The organism is Pseudomonas kitaguniensis, from assembly GCF_049199985.1.
Lineage (GTDB): Bacteria > Pseudomonadota > Gammaproteobacteria > Pseudomonadales > Pseudomonadaceae > Aquipseudomonas > Aquipseudomonas kitaguniensis.
In genome coordinates this window covers 42,272-63,731 of record NZ_JBLZPT010000012.1, presented here as the reverse complement: position 1 = coordinate 63,731, position 21,460 = coordinate 42,272, and the positions used below count along the sequence as shown (strand labels likewise).

Annotated in this window: 21 protein-coding genes; 6 read left to right on the top strand and 15 right to left on the bottom strand. The window is 59.4% G+C overall.

Going from position 1 to position 21,460, the window contains the following annotated elements; translation table 11 throughout:
- Positions 1-17: 17 nt before the first annotated feature.
- Entirely contained in the window at positions 18-689 is a 672-nt protein-coding gene (locus ACOZK9_RS16260) for a COG3650 family protein (RefSeq protein ID WP_058412369.1), read from the bottom strand.
- A 97-nt stretch (positions 690-786) separates the two neighbouring features.
- A complete protein-coding gene (locus ACOZK9_RS16255) occupies positions 787-1,386 on the bottom strand; it encodes a short chain dehydrogenase (protein ID WP_152750328.1) in 600 nt (199 codons plus the stop codon).
- 105 nt (positions 1,387-1,491) lie between these two features.
- Here ACOZK9_RS16255 and ACOZK9_RS16250 point away from each other — a divergent pair, with 105 nt between their 5' ends.
- Positions 1,492-2,400 carry a LysR family transcriptional regulator gene (locus ACOZK9_RS16250; protein WP_152750330.1) on the top strand — a complete coding sequence of 303 codons (909 nt, stop codon included), beginning with the start codon at positions 1,492-1,494 and terminating at the stop codon, positions 2,398-2,400.
- On the opposite strand, the gene ACOZK9_RS16245 is transcribed toward ACOZK9_RS16250, so the two are convergent.
- From ACOZK9_RS16245 to ACOZK9_RS16205, 9 genes are all read right to left on the bottom strand, one after another.
- A complete protein-coding gene (locus tag ACOZK9_RS16245) occupies positions 2,397-2,882 on the bottom strand; it encodes a DoxX family protein (protein WP_058412366.1) in 486 nt (161 codons plus the stop codon). The two genes, ACOZK9_RS16250 and ACOZK9_RS16245, sit on opposite strands and share 4 nt — an antisense overlap.
- Entirely contained in the window at positions 2,879-3,655 is a 777-nt protein-coding gene (locus tag ACOZK9_RS16240; RefSeq protein WP_152750334.1) for an HvfC/BufC N-terminal domain-containing protein, read from the bottom strand. Before ACOZK9_RS16240 ends, ACOZK9_RS16245 begins: the two co-directional genes overlap by 4 nt.
- The gene (gene bufB, locus ACOZK9_RS16235) at positions 3,652-4,530 is read right to left on the bottom strand and encodes an MNIO family bufferin maturase (RefSeq protein WP_058412364.1); all 879 of its coding nucleotides are present in this window, start codon (positions 4,528-4,530) and stop codon (positions 3,652-3,654) included. The genes ACOZK9_RS16240 and bufB overlap by 4 nt, the downstream gene beginning before the upstream one ends.
- Positions 4,531-4,552: 22 nt before the next feature.
- Complete coding sequence (locus ACOZK9_RS16230; RefSeq protein WP_058412363.1) at positions 4,553-4,858, bottom strand: BufA1 family periplasmic bufferin-type metallophore; 306 nt, start codon at positions 4,856-4,858, stop codon at positions 4,553-4,555.
- A 315-nt stretch (positions 4,859-5,173) separates the two neighbouring features.
- Positions 5,174-5,875, bottom strand: coding sequence for an ABC transporter ATP-binding protein (locus ACOZK9_RS16225; protein WP_058413613.1), 702 nt, complete (start codon positions 5,873-5,875; stop codon positions 5,174-5,176).
- Positions 5,876-6,643, bottom strand: a complete 768-nt coding sequence (gene livG, locus ACOZK9_RS16220; RefSeq protein ID WP_058413612.1) for a high-affinity branched-chain amino acid ABC transporter ATP-binding protein LivG — start codon at positions 6,641-6,643, stop codon at positions 5,876-5,878.
- The gene (locus tag ACOZK9_RS16215) at positions 6,640-7,893 is read right to left on the bottom strand and encodes a high-affinity branched-chain amino acid ABC transporter permease LivM (protein ID WP_058413611.1); all 1,254 of its coding nucleotides are present in this window, start codon (positions 7,891-7,893) and stop codon (positions 6,640-6,642) included. The genes livG and ACOZK9_RS16215 overlap by 4 nt, the downstream gene beginning before the upstream one ends.
- Complete coding sequence (livH, locus tag ACOZK9_RS16210; RefSeq protein ID WP_016970385.1) at positions 7,890-8,813, bottom strand: high-affinity branched-chain amino acid ABC transporter permease LivH; 924 nt, start codon at positions 8,811-8,813, stop codon at positions 7,890-7,892. Before livH ends, ACOZK9_RS16215 begins: the two co-directional genes overlap by 4 nt.
- 226 nt (positions 8,814-9,039) lie before the next feature.
- Entirely contained in the window at positions 9,040-10,167 is a 1,128-nt protein-coding gene (locus tag ACOZK9_RS16205; protein WP_058413610.1) for a branched-chain amino acid ABC transporter substrate-binding protein, read from the bottom strand.
- A 353-nt stretch (positions 10,168-10,520) separates the two neighbouring features.
- Between ACOZK9_RS16205 and ACOZK9_RS16200 the strand changes: the two genes are divergently transcribed.
- Positions 10,521-10,823: a DUF2288 domain-containing protein gene (locus tag ACOZK9_RS16200; protein WP_058413609.1), complete on the top strand. Its 303-nt coding sequence runs from the start codon at positions 10,521-10,523 to the stop codon at positions 10,821-10,823.
- A gap of 213 nt (positions 10,824-11,036) precedes the next feature.
- On the opposite strand, the gene ACOZK9_RS16195 is transcribed toward ACOZK9_RS16200, so the two are convergent.
- Positions 11,037-13,304: a putative bifunctional diguanylate cyclase/phosphodiesterase gene (locus ACOZK9_RS16195; RefSeq protein WP_122250520.1), complete on the bottom strand. Its 2,268-nt coding sequence runs from the start codon at positions 13,302-13,304 to the stop codon at positions 11,037-11,039.
- 133 nt (positions 13,305-13,437) lie between these two features.
- A complete protein-coding gene (locus ACOZK9_RS16190; RefSeq protein WP_058413607.1) occupies positions 13,438-13,803 on the bottom strand; it encodes a YkgJ family cysteine cluster protein in 366 nt (121 codons plus the stop codon).
- A 254-nt stretch (positions 13,804-14,057) separates the two neighbouring features.
- Here ACOZK9_RS16190 and ACOZK9_RS16185 point away from each other — a divergent pair, with 254 nt between their 5' ends.
- Positions 14,058-15,404, top strand: a complete 1,347-nt coding sequence (locus ACOZK9_RS16185; protein WP_058413606.1) for a spinster family MFS transporter — start codon at positions 14,058-14,060, stop codon at positions 15,402-15,404.
- 171 nt (positions 15,405-15,575) lie between these two features.
- Here the strand turns inward: ACOZK9_RS16185 and rapA are convergent, their stop codons facing one another.
- Positions 15,576-18,422: an RNA polymerase-associated protein RapA gene (gene rapA / locus ACOZK9_RS16180; protein WP_421556197.1), complete on the bottom strand. Its 2,847-nt coding sequence runs from the start codon at positions 18,420-18,422 to the stop codon at positions 15,576-15,578.
- 219 nt (positions 18,423-18,641) lie between these two features.
- Here rapA and ACOZK9_RS16175 point away from each other — a divergent pair, with 219 nt between their 5' ends.
- The 3 genes from ACOZK9_RS16175 to ccoM all read left to right on the top strand — a co-directional run bounded on the left by ACOZK9_RS16175 (position 18,642) and on the right by ccoM (position 19,510).
- Entirely contained in the window at positions 18,642-18,983 is a 342-nt protein-coding gene (locus tag ACOZK9_RS16175; RefSeq protein WP_058413604.1) for a hypothetical protein, read from the top strand.
- A gap of 105 nt (positions 18,984-19,088) precedes the next feature.
- Complete coding sequence (locus ACOZK9_RS16170) at positions 19,089-19,250, top strand: hypothetical protein (protein ID WP_172979952.1); 162 nt, start codon at positions 19,089-19,091, stop codon at positions 19,248-19,250.
- 143 nt (positions 19,251-19,393) lie between these two features.
- Complete coding sequence (gene ccoM, locus ACOZK9_RS16165; protein ID WP_058413603.1) at positions 19,394-19,510, top strand: cytochrome c oxidase subunit CcoM; 117 nt, start codon at positions 19,394-19,396, stop codon at positions 19,508-19,510.
- Between the two features lie 159 nt (positions 19,511-19,669).
- On the opposite strand, the gene ACOZK9_RS16160 is transcribed toward ccoM, so the two are convergent.
- Positions 19,670-21,145 (bottom strand): inorganic phosphate transporter, encoded by a 1,476-nt coding sequence (locus ACOZK9_RS16160; protein WP_421556196.1) that lies wholly within the window; start codon positions 21,143-21,145, stop codon positions 19,670-19,672.
- Positions 21,146-21,460 lie beyond the last annotated feature (315 nt).

Sequence of the window (21,460 nt, the reverse complement as noted above, 5' to 3'; positions counted from 1 at the left end):
AACAGCGCAGGGCTGAATCAGTCGTCGCGCGAACCACCAAACGCCGCACAACCGCGTTGTACCTCGCCGTTAACGCGCAACTCGGCGGTCATGTGTTGCAAGCTGCCGCTGACGCTATCAATGCAGCGCTGCGGGGCTACCCACAATTCGATGTGCTGGTTGTTGGCTTCGGTCATCAGGTTGAACCGGCCGTCACCCAATTGTTCTTCGACAAAAGGCACTGCCAGCGGCGGCTGGCCTTCGCGCTCCAACACCATGCCTTTGGCGGTGACGTTCATCGCCCACGCCGGCTTATGGCCGTTGGCCCGCAGGACCATGCGCTTGAAGTCCGGGTCGTTGCAGGCTGAAGTCGAGCGTTGCATGCGATACACCTGTTGCAGGTCAAGCGAACCCTGAGTGCCGCTGGCGACCCCGGAGAACTTGCCGCGCACGTCGGCAAACAGCGCGCCTTGCTGGCCGGCCAGCGAAGCGGCTTCCTGCAGGATGCTGGTGCCGCCGCTGTCGTTGACCACGTAGTTGCGTGTGTCGTTACACGGCTGGAACAACAGTTGGCCGCCCACCGTGGTCAGTTCACCCTGCATACGGGTCATGCCGACGGTCGACGGCTTGGCCGGCTCGCTCTCGAACAGTTGGCAAGCGGCGAACAGGGGGAGCAGGGCAAACAGAGCGAGGGTACGGGCGGCACGCATTTATCGGGTCTCCAAACAAGTGCCGCCACGTTACGCAGGCTGACGCTGCATCACAAGCCCGGTGCCTGGGTTCAGGCAATTCTTACAGACGCTATAGTCAACCTACGATAAAGGTTTGGCCGCTCTGTAAGCCCTCTACACTTTTCGCGTAGGCCAGTGCCACGTCGGCACCCGTCGCCGGTTTGAAGCCGCGAAAATACGGCGCGTAGCTGCCCATGGCTTCCATCAGCACGGTCGGGCTTACAGCGTTGATGCGCAAACCGCGTGGCAATTCGATTGCCGCCGCCTTGACGAATGCGTCAATCGCGCCATTCACCAGCGCCGCCGAGGCGCCTGTACGAATCGGGTCGCGGTTGAGAATGCCGCTGGTGAAGGTGAAAGAGGCGCCGTCGTTGGCGTATTCACGGCCGATCAGCAGCAGGTTGACCTGGCCCATCAGCTTGTCACGCAGGCCCAGTTCAAAATCGCTTTCGCTCATGTCACCCAGCGCTACAAAATTCACACTGCCTGCCGCGCAGACCAGGGCATCGAATTTGCCGGTCTGCTCGAACAGTGTGCGGATCGAGGCACTGTCACTGATATTTACCCGGAAGTCGCCGCTGTTGCGACCGACGCTGATCACCTCGTGACGCTGCGCCAGTTCGGCCTTGACCGCCGAGCCCACCGTGCCGCTGGCACCAATCAATAGAATTTTCATCGCGCTGTTCCTTCGGGGGAATAAGTGAAGGTTCAGTGTAGGTTGGCTTTTTAGAGCGATAAACGTGCTAATAGGCAACCTTTGGTTTTCAAATGGAAACAATCCATGAGCGAGATGGATGATTTTGCGGCCTTTGCCGTATTGGTCGAAGCCGGCAGTTTTACCCTGGCCGCCGAGCAACTGGGGTGCAGCAAGGGCCAGTTGTCCAAGCGCACCAGCCAGTTGGAAGCGCAGTTTGGCGTGGTGTTGCTGCACCGCACCACGCGCAAACTCAGCCTCACCGCCGCCGGTACGGCGTTGTTGCCCCAGGCTCAGGCGCTGGTAGTAGACGTGGAACGTGCCCGTCAGGCATTGGCGCGGCTCAAGGACGACTTGACCGGGCCGGTGCGTATGACCGTTCCGGTGTCACTGGGCGAAACCTTCTTCGATGGCTTGCTGATGGAGTTTTCCAAGCAGTACCCGCAGGTACAGATTGAGTTGGAATTGAACAACAACTACCGCGATCTGGCGCGCGATGGTTTTGATTTGGGCGTGCGCATGGGGGCTCTCGACACTCAGCGCCTGGTGGCCAAGCCATTGCTGGCCTGGCACGAGATGACCTGCGCAACCCCGGCCTACCTTGAGCAACATGGCCAGCCGCTGACGCCGGCGGATCTGGCGAAGCATACCTGCCTGCTCAACAGCCACTACAGCGGGCGCGAAGAATGGCTGTATCACCAGCAACATGAGCTGCTGCGCGTGCGGGTCAGCGGCACGTTCGCCTCCAACCACTACAGTCTGTTGAAAAAGGCCGCGCTGTCAGGGGCTGGTATCGCTCGTCTGCCGTCCTACCTGTTACACGCAGAACTGGCTGACGGCCGATTGCGTTGGCTCCTGCGCGATTACCAGACCAGAAGTATGCCGATGTACCTGGTTCACCCGTACCAAGGGGGCTTGCCGCGCCGTACACAGGTGCTTGCTGATTACCTGGTGGGCTGGTTCAAGCGCAGCGGCGAAACCCTGGACCGTCTTTAACCGTGGCGACGCGCAATCAGGTGGTCGATGGACAGGCGGCCGGGGCCTTTGGCGACCAACAGCAGCAGCAAGGCGACCCAGGTGACGTGGGTCGGGTAAGCGTCCGGGTAAACGAACAACTGAATGACCAGGGTCATGCCGATCAGGGCCAGTGCCGAGAAGCGTGCGGCAAAGCCCACCAGGATCAGCACCGGGAAAAAATGTTCGGCGAACGTTGCTAGATGTGCGGCCACTTCGGGTGACAGCAACGGCACCTGATATTCACTGCGAAACAGCGGCAGCGTCGAGGCGGCAAGGCGCGGCTCGCCCCATTGGAACGTGCCGCTGATCACGTCTATGGCAAAGCCTTCGACCTTGGTCTGCCCTGATTTCCAGAACACCGCGGCTATCGAGAAACGTGCGAGAAAGGCGATCAGGCTGTAGGGGATGTTCTCAAACAGTGCGATGGCCTGTTTTACCAGGCATGAAGGGGAGGCGTTCATGGCGATTCCTTTTGTTCTAAGTGCATATGGGTGATGGCGTCGTGGCTTATCAGCAGTGTCAGGCATTGATGCAGGTCGAATTCGGCCGAGGCTTCAAGGGCATGCGCCAGGGCCGTCGTCAGTGGTGTGCCGTGGTTCAGGCTGTCGATAAACGCGCCTGAGCCGCTGTCGATGGAAAACACCTTGACCGCCAGGCCTTGGCGCAGCACCAGCGCACTTTGTGCGTGCCACGGGTTCAAGCTGGCCATAGCGCCCGCGCCCTGGTGCGCAGCCCAAACAGCCACCACCGCAAACGCGGAATCCAAGGTGGCAAGGGAGGGGTGCAGTTGCAGGCGTAATTGCCCTATGTCCGTTTGACCCTGCAGTGCCAATAGCACGGCCTGCTGGTCCAGCGGCTGGGTGTCTGCTGCGTGATAGGCGCGCACTCGCAGGCGCTCAAGCCGCGCGACATCGGCCAGGTAAGGTACGCTGGCAGCCGGTTCGAAGCCCTGGATGAAGTTGGCAAAGGTGCCGGCGTACTCACTCATCAGCGGGCTGGTGGGCGGGTTTGTCTGCACGTAGACGCCAGCCATGGCGCGAAAAAACGCGTCGCCGACTAATTGCAACGTCACCGGGAACGCTGCCACCAGCGCATTGATCAACGCGCTGTGCACATTGTTGCGGTACACCGCAAAACGGCTGGCCGGGTCAGCCCCGTTTTGGCTGAACAGGCCATCGGGGCACGCTTGGTCAGGTGCGAGCAAGGCAGTGGCAAACGCAGCGTGATGGCTCATGAGTTGACCTGCGACAGATACCGATCGGCCTGTTCGGCTTCGGCTTGCAGCACCTTGAACGCAGGCACGTGGTTATCCCGTTCGATCAGGGTTGCCAACGGGCCGGTGCGCGCCAAAACCGCTTGGTACAACTGCCACACGGCCTTATCGATGGGCGCGCCGTGGTCATCAATCAGCAGGCGATCGCCCAGGCTGTCGGTGTCTTCGGCAAAACCTGCCAGGTGAATCTCACCCACGGCATGCAACGGCAGCGCATCGATGTAGGCCAGTGGCTCGCGCTGGTGGTTGATGCACGACACGTAGACATTGTTGACGTCCAACAGCAGGCCGCAGCCGGTGCGGCGAATGATCTCGCTGATAAAATCCGCCTCGTCCAGCGTGGAGCGGTGGAACTGCAAGTAGGTCGAGGGGTTTTCAAGCAGCATTGGCCGCTTGAGGGTGCTTTGTACGTGGTCAATGTGTTCGCACACCCGGTTCAGGGTGGCGGCATCGTAGGCCACAGGCAGTAAGTCATTGAGAAACACCGGGCCATGGCTGGACCAGGCCAGGTGTTCGGAAAAGGACTGGGGTTGATAGCGTTCGATCAGCCTGGCCAACCGTGCCAGGTGCTCACGGCTCAGCGGGCCTTCGCCGCCGATGGACAGGCCCACGCCGTGCAGCGATAGCGGGTACTGCTCGCGAATCAAACCCAGGTAGTGATGAAAAGGGCCGCCGGCGACCATGTAGTTTTCGGCGTGCACTTCAAAAAAACCAATGTTGGGCGAGGCATCGAGCACTTCAACAAAGTGCTCGTTTTTGAGCCCCAACCCGGCTCTGTGGGGGAGGCAGGGCACCTGAGCCCGTGAGACCGTAGGTGAGCGTGATAGCGTCATCATCGTTACTCAGGCGAAGGCGGTATCAGGACTTGGCGCTGAAGGCCGCTTCTTGGCCGAAACCAGTCGGCGAGGTGGTGCTTGGGGTTTGCAGGCAAGTACCGGCCGGAACCAGCTTCCAGGCGTTGGCTTGATCTTTGGTTTTCGAGCTGCCGGCGCAGGAAGTACCGGCACCTGCGGCGCAATCGTTTTTGCCGGCTTCAGCGATACCGAAGCATTTTTGCATGTCGTCGGCCGCGTGAGCCGTGGTGGTCAGGGCAGACAGGCTCAAGGCGGTGCCCAGGGCCAGAACGAGGGTAGCGGCGGACAGCGAACGGGTTTTAGTGGTCATGATGTAGCTCCTGCAGTGGTTTGGGTAGCGGGCTTGAGTGCCCGCTTACACCACTAGAGGCAGCAGCGAGATTTTCGTTACAAGGGCGGTCGAAAAAACTTTAAACACCATCAAATTTTTTTGCTTTCTGTGGGAGCGGGCTTGCTCGCGATAGCGGTGTGTCAGTTAAAAAATACTTATCTGACACACTGCAATCGCGAGCAAGCCCGCTCCCACAATTGACCGAATTTGGCTTGAGGGATGGGTCGGCTTTCGGGCGGATATGCTCCCGAAACCCCAGCCATACCCCTAAAGCCCGCAGCCCGGAACTGATGTTTAACCGCCCAAGTACGCCTCACGCACTTTGGGGTCGGTCAACAACTGCTCGCCAGTGCCTTGCATCACCACCCGGCCGTTTTCCAGCACGTAGGCGCGGTCGGCGATTTTCAGCGCCTGGTTGGCGTTTTGCTCCACCAGGAACACCGTTACACCGTCCTTGCGCAGTTGTTCGATGATGTCGAATATCTGCTGGATGATGATCGGTGCCAGGCCCAGTGACGGTTCGTCCAGCAACAGCAACTTGGGTTTGCTCATCAGCGCCCGGCCGATGGCGAGCATTTGCTGCTCGCCGCCGGACATGGTGCCGCCGCGCTGGCTGAAGCGTTCCTTGAGCCGTGGAAACAGGTGCAGCACCTTGTCCATCTGCTCTTGGTAGTCGCCCTTGTCGGTGAAGAACCCGCCCATCGCGAGGTTCTCTTCCACGGTCAGGCGCGCAAACACCCGACGACCTTCCGGCACCACGGCGATGCTCTTGCGCATGATCTCGGAAGACTGCTGGCCCACCAGTTCTTCACCCATGTAGCGGATGCTGCCGGTGTGCGCCTGCGGCGAACCGCACAGGGTCATCAGCAAGGTCGACTTGCCCGCGCCATTGGCGCCGATCAGCGTGACGATTTCACCTTGGCGCACTTCCACGTTGACGCTGTGCAGCGCCTGGATCTTGCCGTAGAAAGTGGAAACGTTTTCGAATTGCAGCATTTACGCTTCCCCCAAATAGGCTTTGATCACTTCTGGATTGTCGCGGATCTGCTCCGGCGTTCCGTTCGCCAGCGGCGTGCCCTGATTGATCACCACGATGTGGTCGGAAATGCTCATGACCAGTTTCATGTCGTGTTCGATCAACAGCACCGTGGCGTTGTTTTCTTCACGCAACACGCTGATCAGCGCCTTGAGGTCTTCAGTTTCCCTGGGGTTCAAACCGGCAGCCGGTTCGTCGAGCATCAGAATCCGCGGGCGGGTCATCATGCAGCGGGCGATTTCCAGGCGGCGTTGCTGACCATAGGCCAGGGTGCCGGCGGGGCGGTTGGCGAACTCGGTCAGGTTGACCTTGTCCAGCCAGTACTCCGCATATTCCATGGCTTCGCGCTCGCTTTTGCGAAACGCCGGGGTCTTGAACAGACCTGCAAAGAAGTTGGTGTTGAGGTGACGGTGCTGCGCGATCAGCAGGTTCTCGACCGCCGTCATGTCCTTGAACAAGCGCACGTTCTGGAAGGTGCGCACCACGCCCTTGCGGGCGATCTCATGGCCGGCCAGGCCCTGAATTGGCTGGCCATCCAGCAGGATGCTGCCGCCGCTCGGCTTGTAGAAACCGGTGAGGCAGTTGAACACCGTGGTCTTGCCGGCGCCGTTAGGGCCGATCAATGCCACAACCTGTTTCTCTTTGACGGTCAGGGCCACGCCGTTGACCGCGAGCAAGCCACCGAAGCGCATGCTCAAATTGTCGACTTTCAGGATCTCGCGGCTCATTTGCGCAGCTCCATGTGGGGACGTTGCATGGGCAGCAGGCCTTGAGGACGCCAGATCATCATCAGCACCATCATGGCGCCGAACATCAACATGCGGTATTCGCTGAACTCACGCATCATTTCCGGCAACAGGATCATCACGATCGCCGCCAAAATCACGCCCAACTGCGAGCCCATGCCGCCCAGTACGACGATGGCGAGAATGATCGCCGACTCGATAAAGGTGAACGACTCCGGGGTCACCAGGCCTTGGCGAGCGGCAAAGAAGCTACCGGCAAAACCGGCAAACGCAGCGCCCAGGGTGAATGCAGACAGCTTGATGATGGTCGGGTTGAGGCCCAGCGCCCGGCAGGCGATTTCATCTTCGCGCAACGCTTCCCACGCACGGCCGATCGGCATGCGCAGCAAACGGTTGATCACGAACAGCGCCGCCAGCGCCAGCAACAGCGCCACCAGGTAAAGGAACACCACTTTGCTCACCGGGTTGTAGTCGATCCCGAAGTACTCGTGGAAGGTCTGCATGCCTTCGGCCGCAGTGCGGTCGAACGACAGCCCGAAGAACGTAGGCTTGGGGATGCTGCTGATGCCGTTGGGGCCGCCGGTGATGTCGGTGAGGTTACGCAGGAACAGACGGATGATTTCACCGAAGCCCAGCGTCACGATCGCCAAATAGTCACCGCGCAAGCGCAGCACCGGAAAGCCCAACAGGAAGCCGAACGTGGCCGCCGCCATGCCCGCCAGCGGCAGGCAAATCCAGAAGCTCCAACCGAGGTAGTGCGAGAGCAGCGCGTAGGTGTAGGCACCCACGGCGTAGAAGCCCACGTAACCGAGGTCGAGCAAGCCGGCCAGGCCTACCACGATGTTCAGGCCAAGGCCCAGCAACACGTAGATCAATATCAAGGTGGCGATGTCGACGGCGCCGCGCGAACCGAAGAACGGCCAGATCAGCGCGGCCACGATCAGGCCGATGATGATGTAGCGCTGGGTGCGCGGCAGGGTCAAAAATTGGCTGACCTTGGGCGACACCAACGGCGCACGGTTGCCTTTGAACAGGGCACCAACTTGCTGGGTGAACAGCACGCGCAGGAACATCAGCACCGAGCACAGGGCAATGATGGTCAGGGTCACGGGACCGGTGCCATGCACTTCCAGGTTAATGCCGACAATGCTCAGCTTGAGGCCGAGTACCGGGAAGGCCACGGCCCACACCAGCAAGGCGCTGAATAACGCCGATTTAAGATACTTGCTCATACTTTCTCAACCTCCGGACGGCCCAGAATGCCGGTCGGACGGAATAACAGCACCAGAACCAACAGGCCGAACGCCACGACGTCCTTGTACTGGTCGCCGAAAATATCGGCACCAAAGGCTTCGGCCACACCCAGCACCAGCCCTCCGAGCATGGCGCCCGGAATACTTCCGATACCGCCCAAAACCGCTGCGGTAAAGGCCTTGAGGCCTACCAGGAAACCGGCGTTGGGGTTGATCACGCCGTATTGCATGCTCAGCAATACCGCCGCAACGGCTGCCAGCGCGGCACCGATCACGAAGGTCAGGGCGATGATGTTGTTGGTGTTGATGCCCAGCAGGTTGGCCATCTTGATGTCTTCGGCGCAGGCCCGGCAGGCACGCCCCAGACGGGAGCGCGAGATAAACAGGGTCAAGCCAAGCATGGCCACCAGGGTGACCACGAAGACCAGAATCTGCATGTACGAAATCAGCACTTCTTGTGCGCCGCCTGGGCCGAAGGAGATGCTCCCCGGAATCAGGTTGGGAATGGACTTGTCCTTGGAGTCCTGGGACAGCAGTACGGTGTTCTGCAGGAAAATCGACATGCCGATAGCGGAAATCAGCGGGATCAAACGGTTGCTGCCACGCAAGGGGCGGTAGGCAACCCGCTCGATACTGTAGCCGTAGGCACTGGTTACAACGATCGACGCGATAAACGCGGCGGTCATTAACAGCGGCAGGGAATGGATACCCAGCATGGCCAGCCCGGCAAGGGCGATGAAGGCCACGTAGGAACCAATCATGTACACCTCGCCATGGGCGAAGTTAATCATTCCAATGATGCCGTACACCATGGTGTAGCCGATGGCTATTAAGGCATAGGTGCTGCCAATGGTCAGGCCATTAACCAGCTGTTGGAAAAAATGATAGATCTCAGGCATTACAGCGCTCCTAAAAACCCGATACGCATTTCACTGGTGGAGTCATTTCCGGCTTGGTGCCCTGTTCTGTGAGCAGGTTGCACAAAGCGTTGGCCAGCGAACCGCTGGTGACGGTTTTAAGATTTTCAGGTGAGCCAGCGCCCGGATCGCGGGTGTCAGGCCCATAAACCTCGTAAAACAAAGCCCACTGCTCTCGCAGTGGGCTTGTTGACCAGTAACGCCTGGCTTACTGAGGGGAAACTTCGGTTTTTGGCTTGCCGAAGTGCCATTCGTAGACCACGAACTTAAAGTCTTTCAGGTCGCCCTTGGCGTCGAAGCTGAGTTCGCCAGTTGGGGTGCTGAAAGTGCCTGCGTGGATGGCGGCGGCAACTTTGGCGGTGTCTTCAGACTTCGCAGCCGTGATACCGGCGGCGATGACTTCAACAGCCGAGTAGGCCGGGAACACGAACGGACCGGTTGGGTCCTGCTTGTTCTTGGCGAACTCTTCAACGATGGCTTTGTTGGCGGGTTCGGTGTCGAACGACTTCGGCAGGGTGACCAGCAAGCCTTCGGAAGCGCCTTGGGCGATTTGCGAGATGGAGTCGTTGCCGACGCCTTCCGGGCCCATGAACTTGGCATTCAGGCCTTTTTCTTTGGATTGACGCAGGATCAGGCCCAGCTCTGGGTGGTAGCCGCCGTAGTAAACGAAGTCGACGTTGGCTTGCTTGAGCTTCTGAATGACCGAGGAGAAGTCCTTGTCGCCGGCGTTCAGACCTTCGAAGACGGCAACTTTCACGCCTTTCTTCTCAAGGGTCTGTTTAACGGCGGTGGCGATGCCTTCACCGTATTGCTGTTTGTCGTGCAGTACCGCGACGATCTTCGGCTTCACGTGGTCGGCGATGTAGTTGCCGGCGGCTGGGCCTTGGGCGCTGTCGAGGCCGATGGTGCGGAAGATCAGCTTGTAGCCACGGGCGGTGATTTCCGGGCTGGTGGCTGCCGGGGTAATCATGATGATGCCTTCGTCTTCGTAGATGTCCGACGCTGGCTGAGTGGAGCTGGAGCAGAGGTGACCGACCACGAACTTGACGCCGTCGTTGACCACTTTGTTGGCCACGGCCACGGCTTGTTTAGGGTCGCAAGCGTCGTCGTATTCCTTGGCTTCGAGCATTTTGCCATCCACGCCGCCCTTGGCGTTGATGTCGGCGATTGCTTGCTTGGCACCCATGAACTGCATGTCGCCGTATTGCGTTACAGGACCGGTTTTAGGGCCGGCAATGCCGATCTTGATGGTGTCGGCTGCGAACGAATGGCCGGCAACCCCAGCCAGGACCATAGCGGCAAACAATTTGGAAATCTGCTTAGTAGCCTTATTCATAATGCTCCACTCATGCTGTTGTATTTTTTATAGTTCCAGCGGCCTTGTGAGCTGCAGAACCGGATCAGATAGATCGGACATCCCCCCGGCAGTGCTTTGGCAACTGTACCGGTACAGTGTAGAGCGCCGGTTGATCGCTTGAAAAGCTGGCTGCCAGGGGCAAAACCCGGGGGTGTCGCTTAAATGAAAGAAAGAGACAGAATTGCGGCGGGGTGATGCCAGAGTTTCGGGCAATCCTTGGCGTTGCTGACACTTTCAATCGATGACTCATTTGCAACTGGGTTTTTCAGCCTGCCTTTTTATACGAAAGACTCGACGTTATGATTGCGCCACTTTTACTCAGGCGAATTCCCATGACGCAAGAACCTAGCACCCTCTATGCCAAGCTGCTCGGTGAAACCGCCGAAATTTCCTGGAAGGAGCTTGAGCCGTTCTTTGCCAAGGGTGCCCTATTGTGGGTCGACGCCGGGCTGGATTTGATCGAAGCGGCTGAAGCAATGGCCGAGGATAACCGCGACAAAGTAGCGGGGTGGCTGGCTGCGGGCAGCCTTGGGGAAGTGTCTGCGACGCGGGCATTGGACTGGGTGGCGCGCGATCCGAGCTTATGGGCAGTGGTGGTTTCGCCCTGGATTCTGATCCAGGAAAGGGCGGCCTAGGAAATTACCGCACGAAAAAGGTGCGTGTTTTGCCGGGTTAAAGTGGGTAGCGGAGTAACCGCTGATGCGATGATGGCATCTCGCCGTAGAGAAAGGTCACAGCTAAGGGTGACGTGCGCGTCAGCGGCACAGTTTCAGGTTCGGCGCGACGGCGCGCGCAATTGTTTCTAGCTGTGTATTTGGCCGGGCTCTAACGAGGCGGCCAAGCATGGGCTAACGAATCGGCCTGACGATAGAGGGCGAGGCGCTGCGGGGTGGCGCCACTTCTTTCGGCGCGGGCATTTCCTTGTTGTTGCTGTCGGCGCTGAGCGCGTGAAGCGGGTTGCGCATCTGGATGCCCTGAATCACGCCAATGATTTCGCTGACTTGTACTGCCGGGCTTAGCAAGTAGCCTTGAATAAAATCACAGCCGAGCTTGAGCAGCATTTCAAATTGCACCTGGGTTTCGACGCCTTCGGTGACAACTTGCAAGTGCAGCGTGTGCGCCATGCCGATAATCGCCTGGACAATCTCGATGTCAGCAGTGGACTTGGGGATGTCCTGAATAAACGAGCGGTCGACTTTCAAGGTGTTAAGCGGCAGTCGCTTCAGGTAGGCCAGCGACGAATAGCCGGTGCCGAAGTCATCAATCGCCAGTGATACACCCAAGGCGCGAATTTGCCGCAACAGCGCGAGGGTGCTGCTGATATTGCCCATCAGCGCATTTTCGGTGACTTCCAGTTCGAGGCGGTGGGGCGCAATCGAGGCGAAGCGCAACGCATCTTCGATCTCATCCGCCAGTTCGTCACGGGCCATGTTCAGGGCCGAGCAGTTCACCGCCATGGTCAGCTCCGTGTAGCCCCGGTCCGACAGCAGGCTCAAATCGTGGCAGGCCTGGCGCAGTACCCAACTGTCCAGTTCGGCAATTAACCCGTTGCTCTCGGCGATGCCGATAAACCGGTCCGGGGTCAGCAGCCCGTGCCGCGGGTGCTGCCAGCGCACCAGGGCTTCAAGCCGGGTGACCTTGCCGAGCTTCATGTCGAAGATCGGCTGGTAAAACAACACCAGCTCATCGTTGGCGCGCAGGGCGGCGCGCAGGTCCTCTTCGAGTTGCAGTTCGAGGAAGGCACGGGTTTTCAGGTTGGAGCTGAAGAAGTTCAGGCTGTTACGCCCGCAGTCCTTGGACTGATACAACGCCAGGTCGGCGGTTTTCAGCAGTTCTTCGCAGGTCAGGCCGTCGTCGGGAAACAGGCTGATGCCGATGCTGGTGGTCATCACCATGCGTCGGCCAGCCAACTCGATCGGCTCTTTCATTTTTTGCATGATGCGTTGCGCCAAGTGGCGCGCTTCGTCGCGGTGATGAATGCTGATCAGGATGCAGAATTCATCCCCGCCAAACCGCGCGACCACATCCTCATGGCTGCGTACCGAGCCCTTGATATGCCCGGCCAGCACTGTGAGCAACTGGTCGCCGGCATCATGCCCGAGGCTGTCATTGATGCGCTTGAAATGGTCGATGTCGAGGAAAATCACCGCCATCATGCCGTTGCTTTTGGCTTTTTCTGCGACTTTTTCGGCAAACACCTGGTTGAAGCCGCGACGGTTGAGCAAGCTGGTCAGCGCGTCGTAATGCGCCACCTGTTGCAACGAGGCGCGCGCTTGGTCCAGCTCGTTAAGCAGCGCGTTGACCCGGCGCAAGTCGCGCTCTTTATGCTGCAGTTTTTTGTCTGCGAGTGCCGCGCTGATGCTGCTGCCGATCACCAGCAAGGTAATGACCGCCACCGACAGGCCAAGTTGAATCGGGTTATTGTCCACCGGCAAGCCAAAGTCGGCGCCCGCAGGCACCAGCATTTGCATGCTGGCCATGCCGGTGAAGTGCATGCTCAGGATGCCGGCGCCGAGCACCAGGCTGGCGGCGTATTTGAGCAATTGATGAAACACGCCCGCCCCGTTGCGCAGGTAGCACGACAGCAACAACGCCGCCAGGCTGGCGCCGATGGCAATGCCAATCGAGACCAGGAACAGCCCCGACTCGAAATACACCTGGGCTTGCGAGCGCATGGCCGACATGCCGACGTAGTGCATCAACGCAATGCCGAGCCCCATCCATACCGACGCCAATACGTACTTGTCTAACCGCAAGTGGGCGTGACTGAGGGTTTTCATGGCGAACAGCGAGGCAATCAGGGCGATCATCAGCGAGACGAACGTCATGATCAGTTCGTAGTGAATCGCGATAGGCGCCTGAAAGGCCAGCATGCTGATGAAGTGAGTTGACCAGATACCGCCCGCCAGGCAACCGGCACCCAGCCATCGCCAGTGGCGCCGTGCGGTAGGGTCTTCGACATGGCCGACGCGCTCAGCCATGTCCAGTGTGCCAAACCCGGCTGCGCAGGCAACCAGGTAGGCAAGCAACACCAGAAAGGGGTTATGAGTGCAATTGAGTAACAATTGCCCGCTTTCCGGCAGGTCGGTAAAAAAATGCAGACCCAGCCATTCCATAGCATGTCCCGAGGTTGCGTCACCGCCTGCAGCAATGACCTACGAGTTCGAGTATAGAGACCTCGCCGGATTTGTCAGCGGTAATGGCACTTCGCTCAGAATGATTTTGGCATGTATGGCATAGCATTTTGTACTAAGCGCTGATGGGCAAGACCAATTCGAAAGGCGCGTCCAATGGCGGCAAGCCAAAGGCGGCGCGTGCGGCATCGCAGTCGGTGTTCTGCTCACCCTGGCTCCACGACGCATCAAACTCGCGGCACGGGCTGGAGCGTTGCTCATAGATCGTGCAACGGGTGCCCTTGCCGACTTCACCTTCAAGGCTGCAGCAACGCGCGGGTTTCTGGTCGGTACCGATCATCGCCACACGCGTGGGGTTGATCTGCACCACCAGGTCATCCGGCACGGTGCCGCCCGATGAGGCGCACTCTCCCCAGAAGAAAGACACACGAAAGTATGAACAGCAGGCACCGCAACTCAGACACGGACTGACTTCGGACATGGGCGTCATCGATAAGAAAAGCAGGATGGGGGGACTGCGGGAAGGCTCGCCATTCTATCCGTGCCATGGCGCTTGGGAAGAGGGGCAAGCACTTATATTTTGCGTAGGCTAAGTCCGATTGTGACGGGTGAAATTACGCCCTATCAGCTTTACGAATCATTACAGACAAGCGGACCCCGCCTGACTATGTTGCAGGTACCTGAGCAGGATGCAGCGGGCATCACAGCTCTCATAACAATAAAAGAGACGGACCCATGCAGAACTCGACCCAAGCGGCGAATGCCTGGCGCATTCTGTTCCTGCTGTTCCTCGCCAACCTGTTCAATTTTTTCGACCGCACCATTCCTGCGATCATCATCGAGCCAATCCGCATGGAGTGGCACCTGAGCGACTTCCAGCTCGGCATCATCGGCACCGCCTTCACGCTCGTCTACGCCATTGCCGGCTTGCCCCTCGGGCGCTTGGCCGATACCGGCTCGCGCAGCAAGTTGATGGGCTGGGGACTGTTTGCCTGGAGCGGGTTAACCGCCGTCAACGGACTGGTCGGCAGTTTCTGGACCTTTTTGCTGGTGCGCATGGGTATCGGGATTGGCGAGGCGAGTTACGCACCGGCAGCCAACTCGCTGATCGGCGACCTGTTTCCCGCACACCGGCGCGCCCGGGCGATGGGCATTTTCATGCTGGGTTTGCCGTTGGGCCTGTTGCTGGCGTTCTTCACCATTGGCTGGATGGTCAAGGCGTTCGACAGTTGGCGCGCCCCCTTCTTCATCGCCGCCGTGCCGGGGATGATCCTTGCGGTGTTCATGTTTTATATCAAGGAGCCCAAGCGCGGCGCGGCGGAAACCGTGCACGTCTCGCAGGCACGCGTCGACCGCCCGATCCGCCGCGTGCTGGCGGTGCCGACCTTCCTTTGGCTGGTACTCGCCGGTTTGTGTTTCAACTTCGCCACCTACGCCTGCAACTCGTTCCTGGTGCCGATGCTGCAGCGCTACTTTTTGATGCCATTGCAGGACGCGGCGGTTGCCACCGGGGTAATCGTCGGCTTGACCGGCCTGGTGGGCCTGACGCTGGGCGGCTGGGTTGCCGACAAAATCCATCAGCGGGTGGCCAATGGTCGGCTGTTGTTTGCGGCGTGCAGCCTGATCATCTCCACCGTGACTACCGCGTGGGCCTTGCATGCCGGGCGCATCGAGATTGGGGTATTTGTTGCGCTGTTCAGTGTCGGCTGGCTGTTTGCTTATAACTTCTACACCTGCGTGTACACGGCGATTCAGGACGTGGTCGAGCCGCGCTTAAGGGCCACGGCGATGGCGCTGTTTTTTGCCGGGCTGTACTTGCTGGGCGGTGGCATGGGGCCAATTGTGGTGGGCGGCCTGTCGGATCACTTTGCCCACGCGGCGATGTATGCCGATGGGGCTGCGCAGATGACCGAAGCGTATAAGGCGGTGGGGCTGCACGACGCCATGTACCTGATTCCCGTGGCGCTGTTTTTGACCCTGCTGTTCCTGTTCCAGGCATCGCGGTGTTTCGTGCGCGATGCCAAGAGGATGAAGGATGGGTTGGGAGTGGTGCAGGTGCCGGGTTCTGCGGCGATTGCTTGAATTCGGGTTGACCCCATCGGGAGCAAGCCCCCCTCCCACAAATGACCCAGCCAGGTTCAGATGTGGGAGGGGGCTTGCTCCCGATGGGGCCATCAAAGACACCACACTTCCCACGTGCATAAAAAAGGCCCGCAGTACGCGGGCCTTGTTTTTAGCCGGGCAGGGCGGTGATCAACCCGCCACCAGCACCCGAATGGCTTCCAGACGCAGCGCCGCCTTGTCGAGCATGGCCAGGCCTTGCTCGCGTTGCTGGCGCAGGGCAACCAGTTCGCTGTCGCGCACGGTCGGGTTGACCGCTTGCAGCGCGGTCAAGCGCGCCAGCTCTTCGTCGGTGTCTGCCGCCAGACGGCGCTTGGCCTCGGCCACACGCTCGGCATGGCGCGGGGTGATCTTCTCTTCGCCGGCATTGATGCGCGGCGTCAGTTGATCGCGCTGGGCCTGGATAAACTTGTTGGCGCTGGCGCGCGGCACGCTTTCGAGCTGATCGTTGAGGGTTTCAAACGACACACGGCCCGACAGGTCATTGCCATTCGTATCCAGCAGGCAGCGCAAGGCGGCTGGCGGCAGGTAACGGCCCAGTTGCAGCGAACGCGGTGCGACCACTTCGCTGACGTAAAGCAGTTCCAGCAACACAGTGCCTGGCTTGAGCGCCTTGTTTTTGATCAGCGCCACGGCGGTGTTGCCCATCGAACCGGACAGCACCAGGTCCATGCCGCCCTGCACCATCGGGTGTTCCCAGGTGATGAACTGCATGTCTTCGCGCGACAGCGCCTGGTTACGGTCGTAGGTGATGGTCACCCCTTCGTCGTCGCCCAGCGGGAAGCTGGCGTCGAGCATTTTTTCGCTCGGCTTGAGGATCAGCGCGTTTTCCGAATGGTCTTCGCTGTCGATGCCGAACGCGTCGAACAGGGTTTCCATGTAGATCGGCAGGGCGAATTGATCGTCTTGCTCAAGGATGTCTTCAACCAGCGCATCACCTTCGCCCGCGCCGCCGGAATTGAGTTCCAGCAGGCGGTCGCGGCCGGTGTGCAGCTCCTGTTCCAGGCGCTCGCGCTCGGCACGGGCCTCGTCGATCAGGGCTTGCCACTCGCCGTCGTCGGCATTTTCGAGCAGCGGCAGCAGGCGCGGGCCGAACGTGTGCTGCAAGGCGTTGCCGGTCGGGCAGGTGTTGAGGAACGCGTTCAGCGCTTCGTGATACCACTGGAACAGACGCTCTTGCGGGCTGGTTTCCAGGTAAGGCACGTGCAATTCGATCACATGTTTCTGGCCGATCCGGTCCAGACGACCGATGCGCTGTTCCAGCAGGTCGGGGTGCGCTGGCAGGTCGAACAGCACCAAATGGTGGGAGAACTGGAAGTTGCGGCCTTCACTGCCGATTTCCGAGCAGATCAGCACTTGGGCGCCAAATTCTTCATCGGCAAAGTACGCGGCGGCGCGGTCACGCTCGAGGATATTCATACCCTCGTGGAACACCGTGGCCGGGATGCCCGAGCGCACGCGCAGCGCGTCTTCCAGGTCCATGGCGGTTTCGGCGTGGGCGCAGATCACCAGTACTTTGGTGCGCTTGAGCATTTTAAGCTGGTCGATCAGCCACTCAACCCGTGGGTCGAAGCGCCACCAGCGGTTTTCTTCGTCGACGTCCGGCTGCGCCTGAAAGCTGACTTCCGGGTACAGCTCGGCGTGTTCGCCCAGCGGCAATTCGAGGTATTCGTCCGGGTTCGGCAGCGGGTAGGCGTGCAGCTTGCGCTCCGGGAAGCCTTGCACGGCGGCGCGGGTGTTGCGAAACAGTACGCGGCCGGTGCCGTGGCGGTCGAGCAGCTCACGCACCAGGCGCGCGCTGGCTTCGGTGTCGCCATCGTTGACGGCGGTGAGCAATGCTTCACCCTCATCGCCAAGGAAACCCTGGATGGTTTTGTGTGCGGTCGGTGACAGGCGGCCCTTGTCCAGCAGCTCCTGCACGGCTTCGGCCACCGGGCGATAATTTTCGCTTTCGGCGCGGAAGGCTTTTACGTCATGGAAGCGGTTCGGGTCGAGCAGGCGCAGGCGCGCGAAGTGGCTGTCCTGGCCGAGTTGTTCCGGGGTGGCGGTCAGCAGCAGCACGCCCGGGATGACTTCGGCGAGTTGTTCGACCAGCGAATATTCCGCGCTGGCTTTTTCTTCGTGCCACACCAAATGGTGGGCTTCATCGACCACCAGCAAGTCCCAACCGGCGGCAAACAGCGCGTCCTGGGCTTTTTCGTCGTCGACCAACCACTCCAGCGCCACCAGGGCGAGCTGGGTGTCTTCGAACGGGTTGGTGGCATCGCTTTCGATAAAACGTTCTTCGTCGAACAGCGCCACTTGCAGGTTGAAGCGGCGGCGCATCTCAACCAGCCACTGGTGCTGCAGGTTTTCCGGCACCAGGATCAGCACGCGGTTGGCGCGGCCCGAGAGCAACTGGCGATGGATCACCAGGCCGGCTTCAATGGTCTTGCCCAGGCCCACTTCGTCAGCCAGCAACACCCGCGGCGCGATGCGGTCAGCGACTTCGCGGGCGATGTGCAATTGGTGCGCAATCGGTTGTGCACGCACGCCACCCAAGCCCCACAGCGCGGACTGCAACTGGCGGCTGGTATGTTCCAGCGTGTGGTAACGCAGCGAGAACCAGGCCAGCGGGTCGATTTGCCCGGCGAACAGGCGGTCGCTGGCCAAGCGGAACTGGATGAAGTTGGAGAGTTGGGTTTCCGGCAGCGTGACCTGCTCGTTCTGCCCATTGAGGCCGTGGTAAACCAGCAAGCCGTCGACGTCGTCGACTTCCTGTACGGTCATTTTCCAGCCTTCGAAATGGGTGATGCTGTCACCCGGCGAAAACCTCACGCGAGTGAGGGGCGCATTCCGTAGCGCATACTGGCGAGTGTCGCCAGTGGCCGGATAGAGCACGGTCAACAAGCGGCCGTCCTGTGCCAGAACGGTGCCTAACCCCAGCTCTGCTTCGCTGTCACTAATCCAGCGTTGCCCCGGTTGATACTGCTGCGCCATGCTGCCTGACTCCCGCCGTGAAAAAGCCGACTATCTTAACGGAACAAGACCCGTAGCCAAAGGACTCTGACAAAAACTACCCTGTTTGTACGGCAGTTCGTAAGCTGGATCGACGGGTGGCGGGCACTGACGAGTGTCGACTCGGTCACAGCTTGGCGACTCTGTGCTCAAGTCGCCCAGTTAACCGCCGACAGCCTGTTGATCAGGAGAGTAATTATTATGCTGCCACCCATGCTGCCCGTCAGTGTTGTACCGGTCACGTCGCAACTTGACCCGGTGCGCCAGAAGCCGGATATCCCGCCCGTGGTGCCAGTACAACCAGGCTCCAACGAAAGTACCATTGACTTGAAAAATGGCGACGCCGAGCAGTCGACGTATCTTCTTCGCGAAGAACAACGCCGCCAGCAAGAACAGCAGAAACGCCGTCGCGAAGCCGAAGAAGACCCCGAGCAGCACTTGGCGATTCCCGGCGATGTGCTAAACGCCGATAACACCGTGCCGGTGGTGCCGCTGATCGAAGATGCGCCGCGCCAGGGCTTGTGGGTGGACGTCGAGGTTTAACCGCTCTGAGGCGCCTCTACGGTCGAGGATTTTCACCCGCGCATTTGCCGTTGGGCGGGGCAGGCCGCATTATTGAGTTATTCCCGCCACAAACTAAGCCAAGCCATGAGTGATGACGACAAGCTGATCGACCTGAATGCCGAACGTGCCAAACGTGTGCATGACCTGAATGACAAGCGCTTGAACGAGGTGCGCCAGGCGTTTGAGCAAGCGATGCCGCTTGGCAGCCTTAAGAAAAAGTCGAAGAAAAAGCCGAAAAAGCGTTGAAACAACCTGCATCTGTTGATGCAGGTCAGTTATCGCCCTTCTTTACGCCCCGTTGCGGGCGACATTGATCCCCGTCAATTTTTCAATCTGCGTTCTCCATTAACTTAGCCCTATCGCAACAGGGCACGAGCAGGAGGCCGGTCATGTTCTTCGATAACGTGGTATTTGCCGGGGTACTGACTGTCAGCCTCATGCTGATGTTTTTTGTAGGGTTTGGAGTTTTTATCTGGAAGGACGCTAACAAGCGCAAACAACCGTAAGTCTTTCTGGTTATGTGAGCACGCAAGGCATTTTGGGCAACTTCGGTTGCCCTTTTTTTTGCCTGTTTTTTAGTCGGGTATGGCCAGGCGCTTAACTGACAGGCAAAAAAAAGGCGCGATCCTCATTGAGGTCGCACCTTGTTTTTCAGCCGTAGTCTGTCAACTGCCCAATGCCTTGGACGCCAGCCAGAACAACCCGGCCGACAGGCCAACGGTTGCCGGCAGGGTCAACACCCACGCCATCAGAATGGTCTTCACGGTGCCACCTTGCAGCCCGCTCTTGTTGGCCACCATGGTCCCGGCAACACCCGACGACAGCACGTGCGTCGTGGACACCGGCAGGCTGAAGATGTTGGCCAGGCCAATCATGCTCGCGGTCGTGATCTGCGCCGACATGCCCTGCGCATAGGTCATGCCCTGCTTGCCGATCTTCTCGCCAATCGTCAGTACCACACGCTTCCAGCCGACCATGGTGCCCAGGCCCAAGGCCAGTGCAACGGCAAGGATCACCCAGAACGGTGCGTATTCAGTGGTGGCGGTCAGGTCTTTACGCAGCTTGTCGAGGTCGGCCTTGTCACGCGCATCCAGGCCCGGCAGCTTGCTGACTTTTTTCGCGGTGTCGTCCAGGCAGAGCAGGTAACGACGCACTTCGATGCGCTGATCCGACGTCAGGGAATGGTAGTCGGAGACGCCTTTCAAGGTGTCGACCAGTGCATTGATGGTCGGCTCGGTCTGCTGCGGATTGCAGCGGAACTTGCCCGGCAAGTCGTCTTTCACGCTTTTGCCCAGCGCCAGAAACTCGCCGAGGCTTGCGTTGTTACGCTCATAGAACTGACTCAAGTGCACGGTAGCGTCGCGGGTACGTTCGATCTGGTAGGTGGTGGTGCCCAGGTCGAGTACGAACTGCGCGGGCACAATACCGATCAGCACCAGCATGATCAGGCCGATGCCTTTTTGACCATCGTTGGAGCCGTGCACGAAGCTGACCGCCATCGCCGAAATCACCAGTACCAAGCGGTTCCAGAACGGCGGGTGCTTCTTGTCGTCAAGCTTGCGGCGCTGGTCCGGCGTCTTGTGCATCTTCGACAGCGGGCGCCACCATTTCAGGGCGAGCAGCACCAGGGCCGCGACCAGGAAACCGGCCACCGGCGAGAACACCAGGGACGCACCGATATCGACGGCTTTCTGCCAGTTAACACCGTCAGCCAGCGGAATGTCGTTGATCAGGGCATTCGCCAGGCCAACACCGAGGATCGAGCCGATCAGCGTGTGAGAACTGGAGGCCGGGATACCGAAGTACCAGGTGCCCAGGTTCCAGGTGATCGCCGCTGCCAACAATGAGAAGACCATAGCCAAACCATGGCCGGTGTTCACATTGATCAGCAACTCAACCGGCAGCAAATGCACGATGGCGTAGGCGACACCGACACCACCGAGCAACACGCCGAGGAAGTTGAACACCCCGGAGAAGAACACGGCCAGGTGCGGCGGCATGGCTTTGGTATAGATGACTGTGGCCACCGCGTTAGCGGTGTCATGAAAGCCATTGATGAACTCGAAGGCGAGGACAAAGGCCAGGGCGAGCAACAGGCTCACTAGAACCCACGCATCCAGTCCGCTGAATAAATCGATCATGAAGGTTTTCTGACCCGGTCGTAAGGGGGCGCGATTATGCCAGAAAACCTCGGTAATCGATGCACTAGCTGCTCATCGGTAACAATCTTCACTGAAAAAAACGTGACAAGAGGACCGCATCCCAAGGTTTTCGGGGGTTTGGCAAGTCTTTGATTTATAAAGCACAGCGCCAGGAAGGCGAGGTTTTATGACGCAATTGTGACGTTTGAAACATTTGTACGAAATTTCGCTTGGGGCGGTAGGGTGTTTAAAGAACCCTGCTGGCAACGCGCCAGCAGTGGTTGCAAAACCGCATGCCGAACCCGCGTGTTGAGG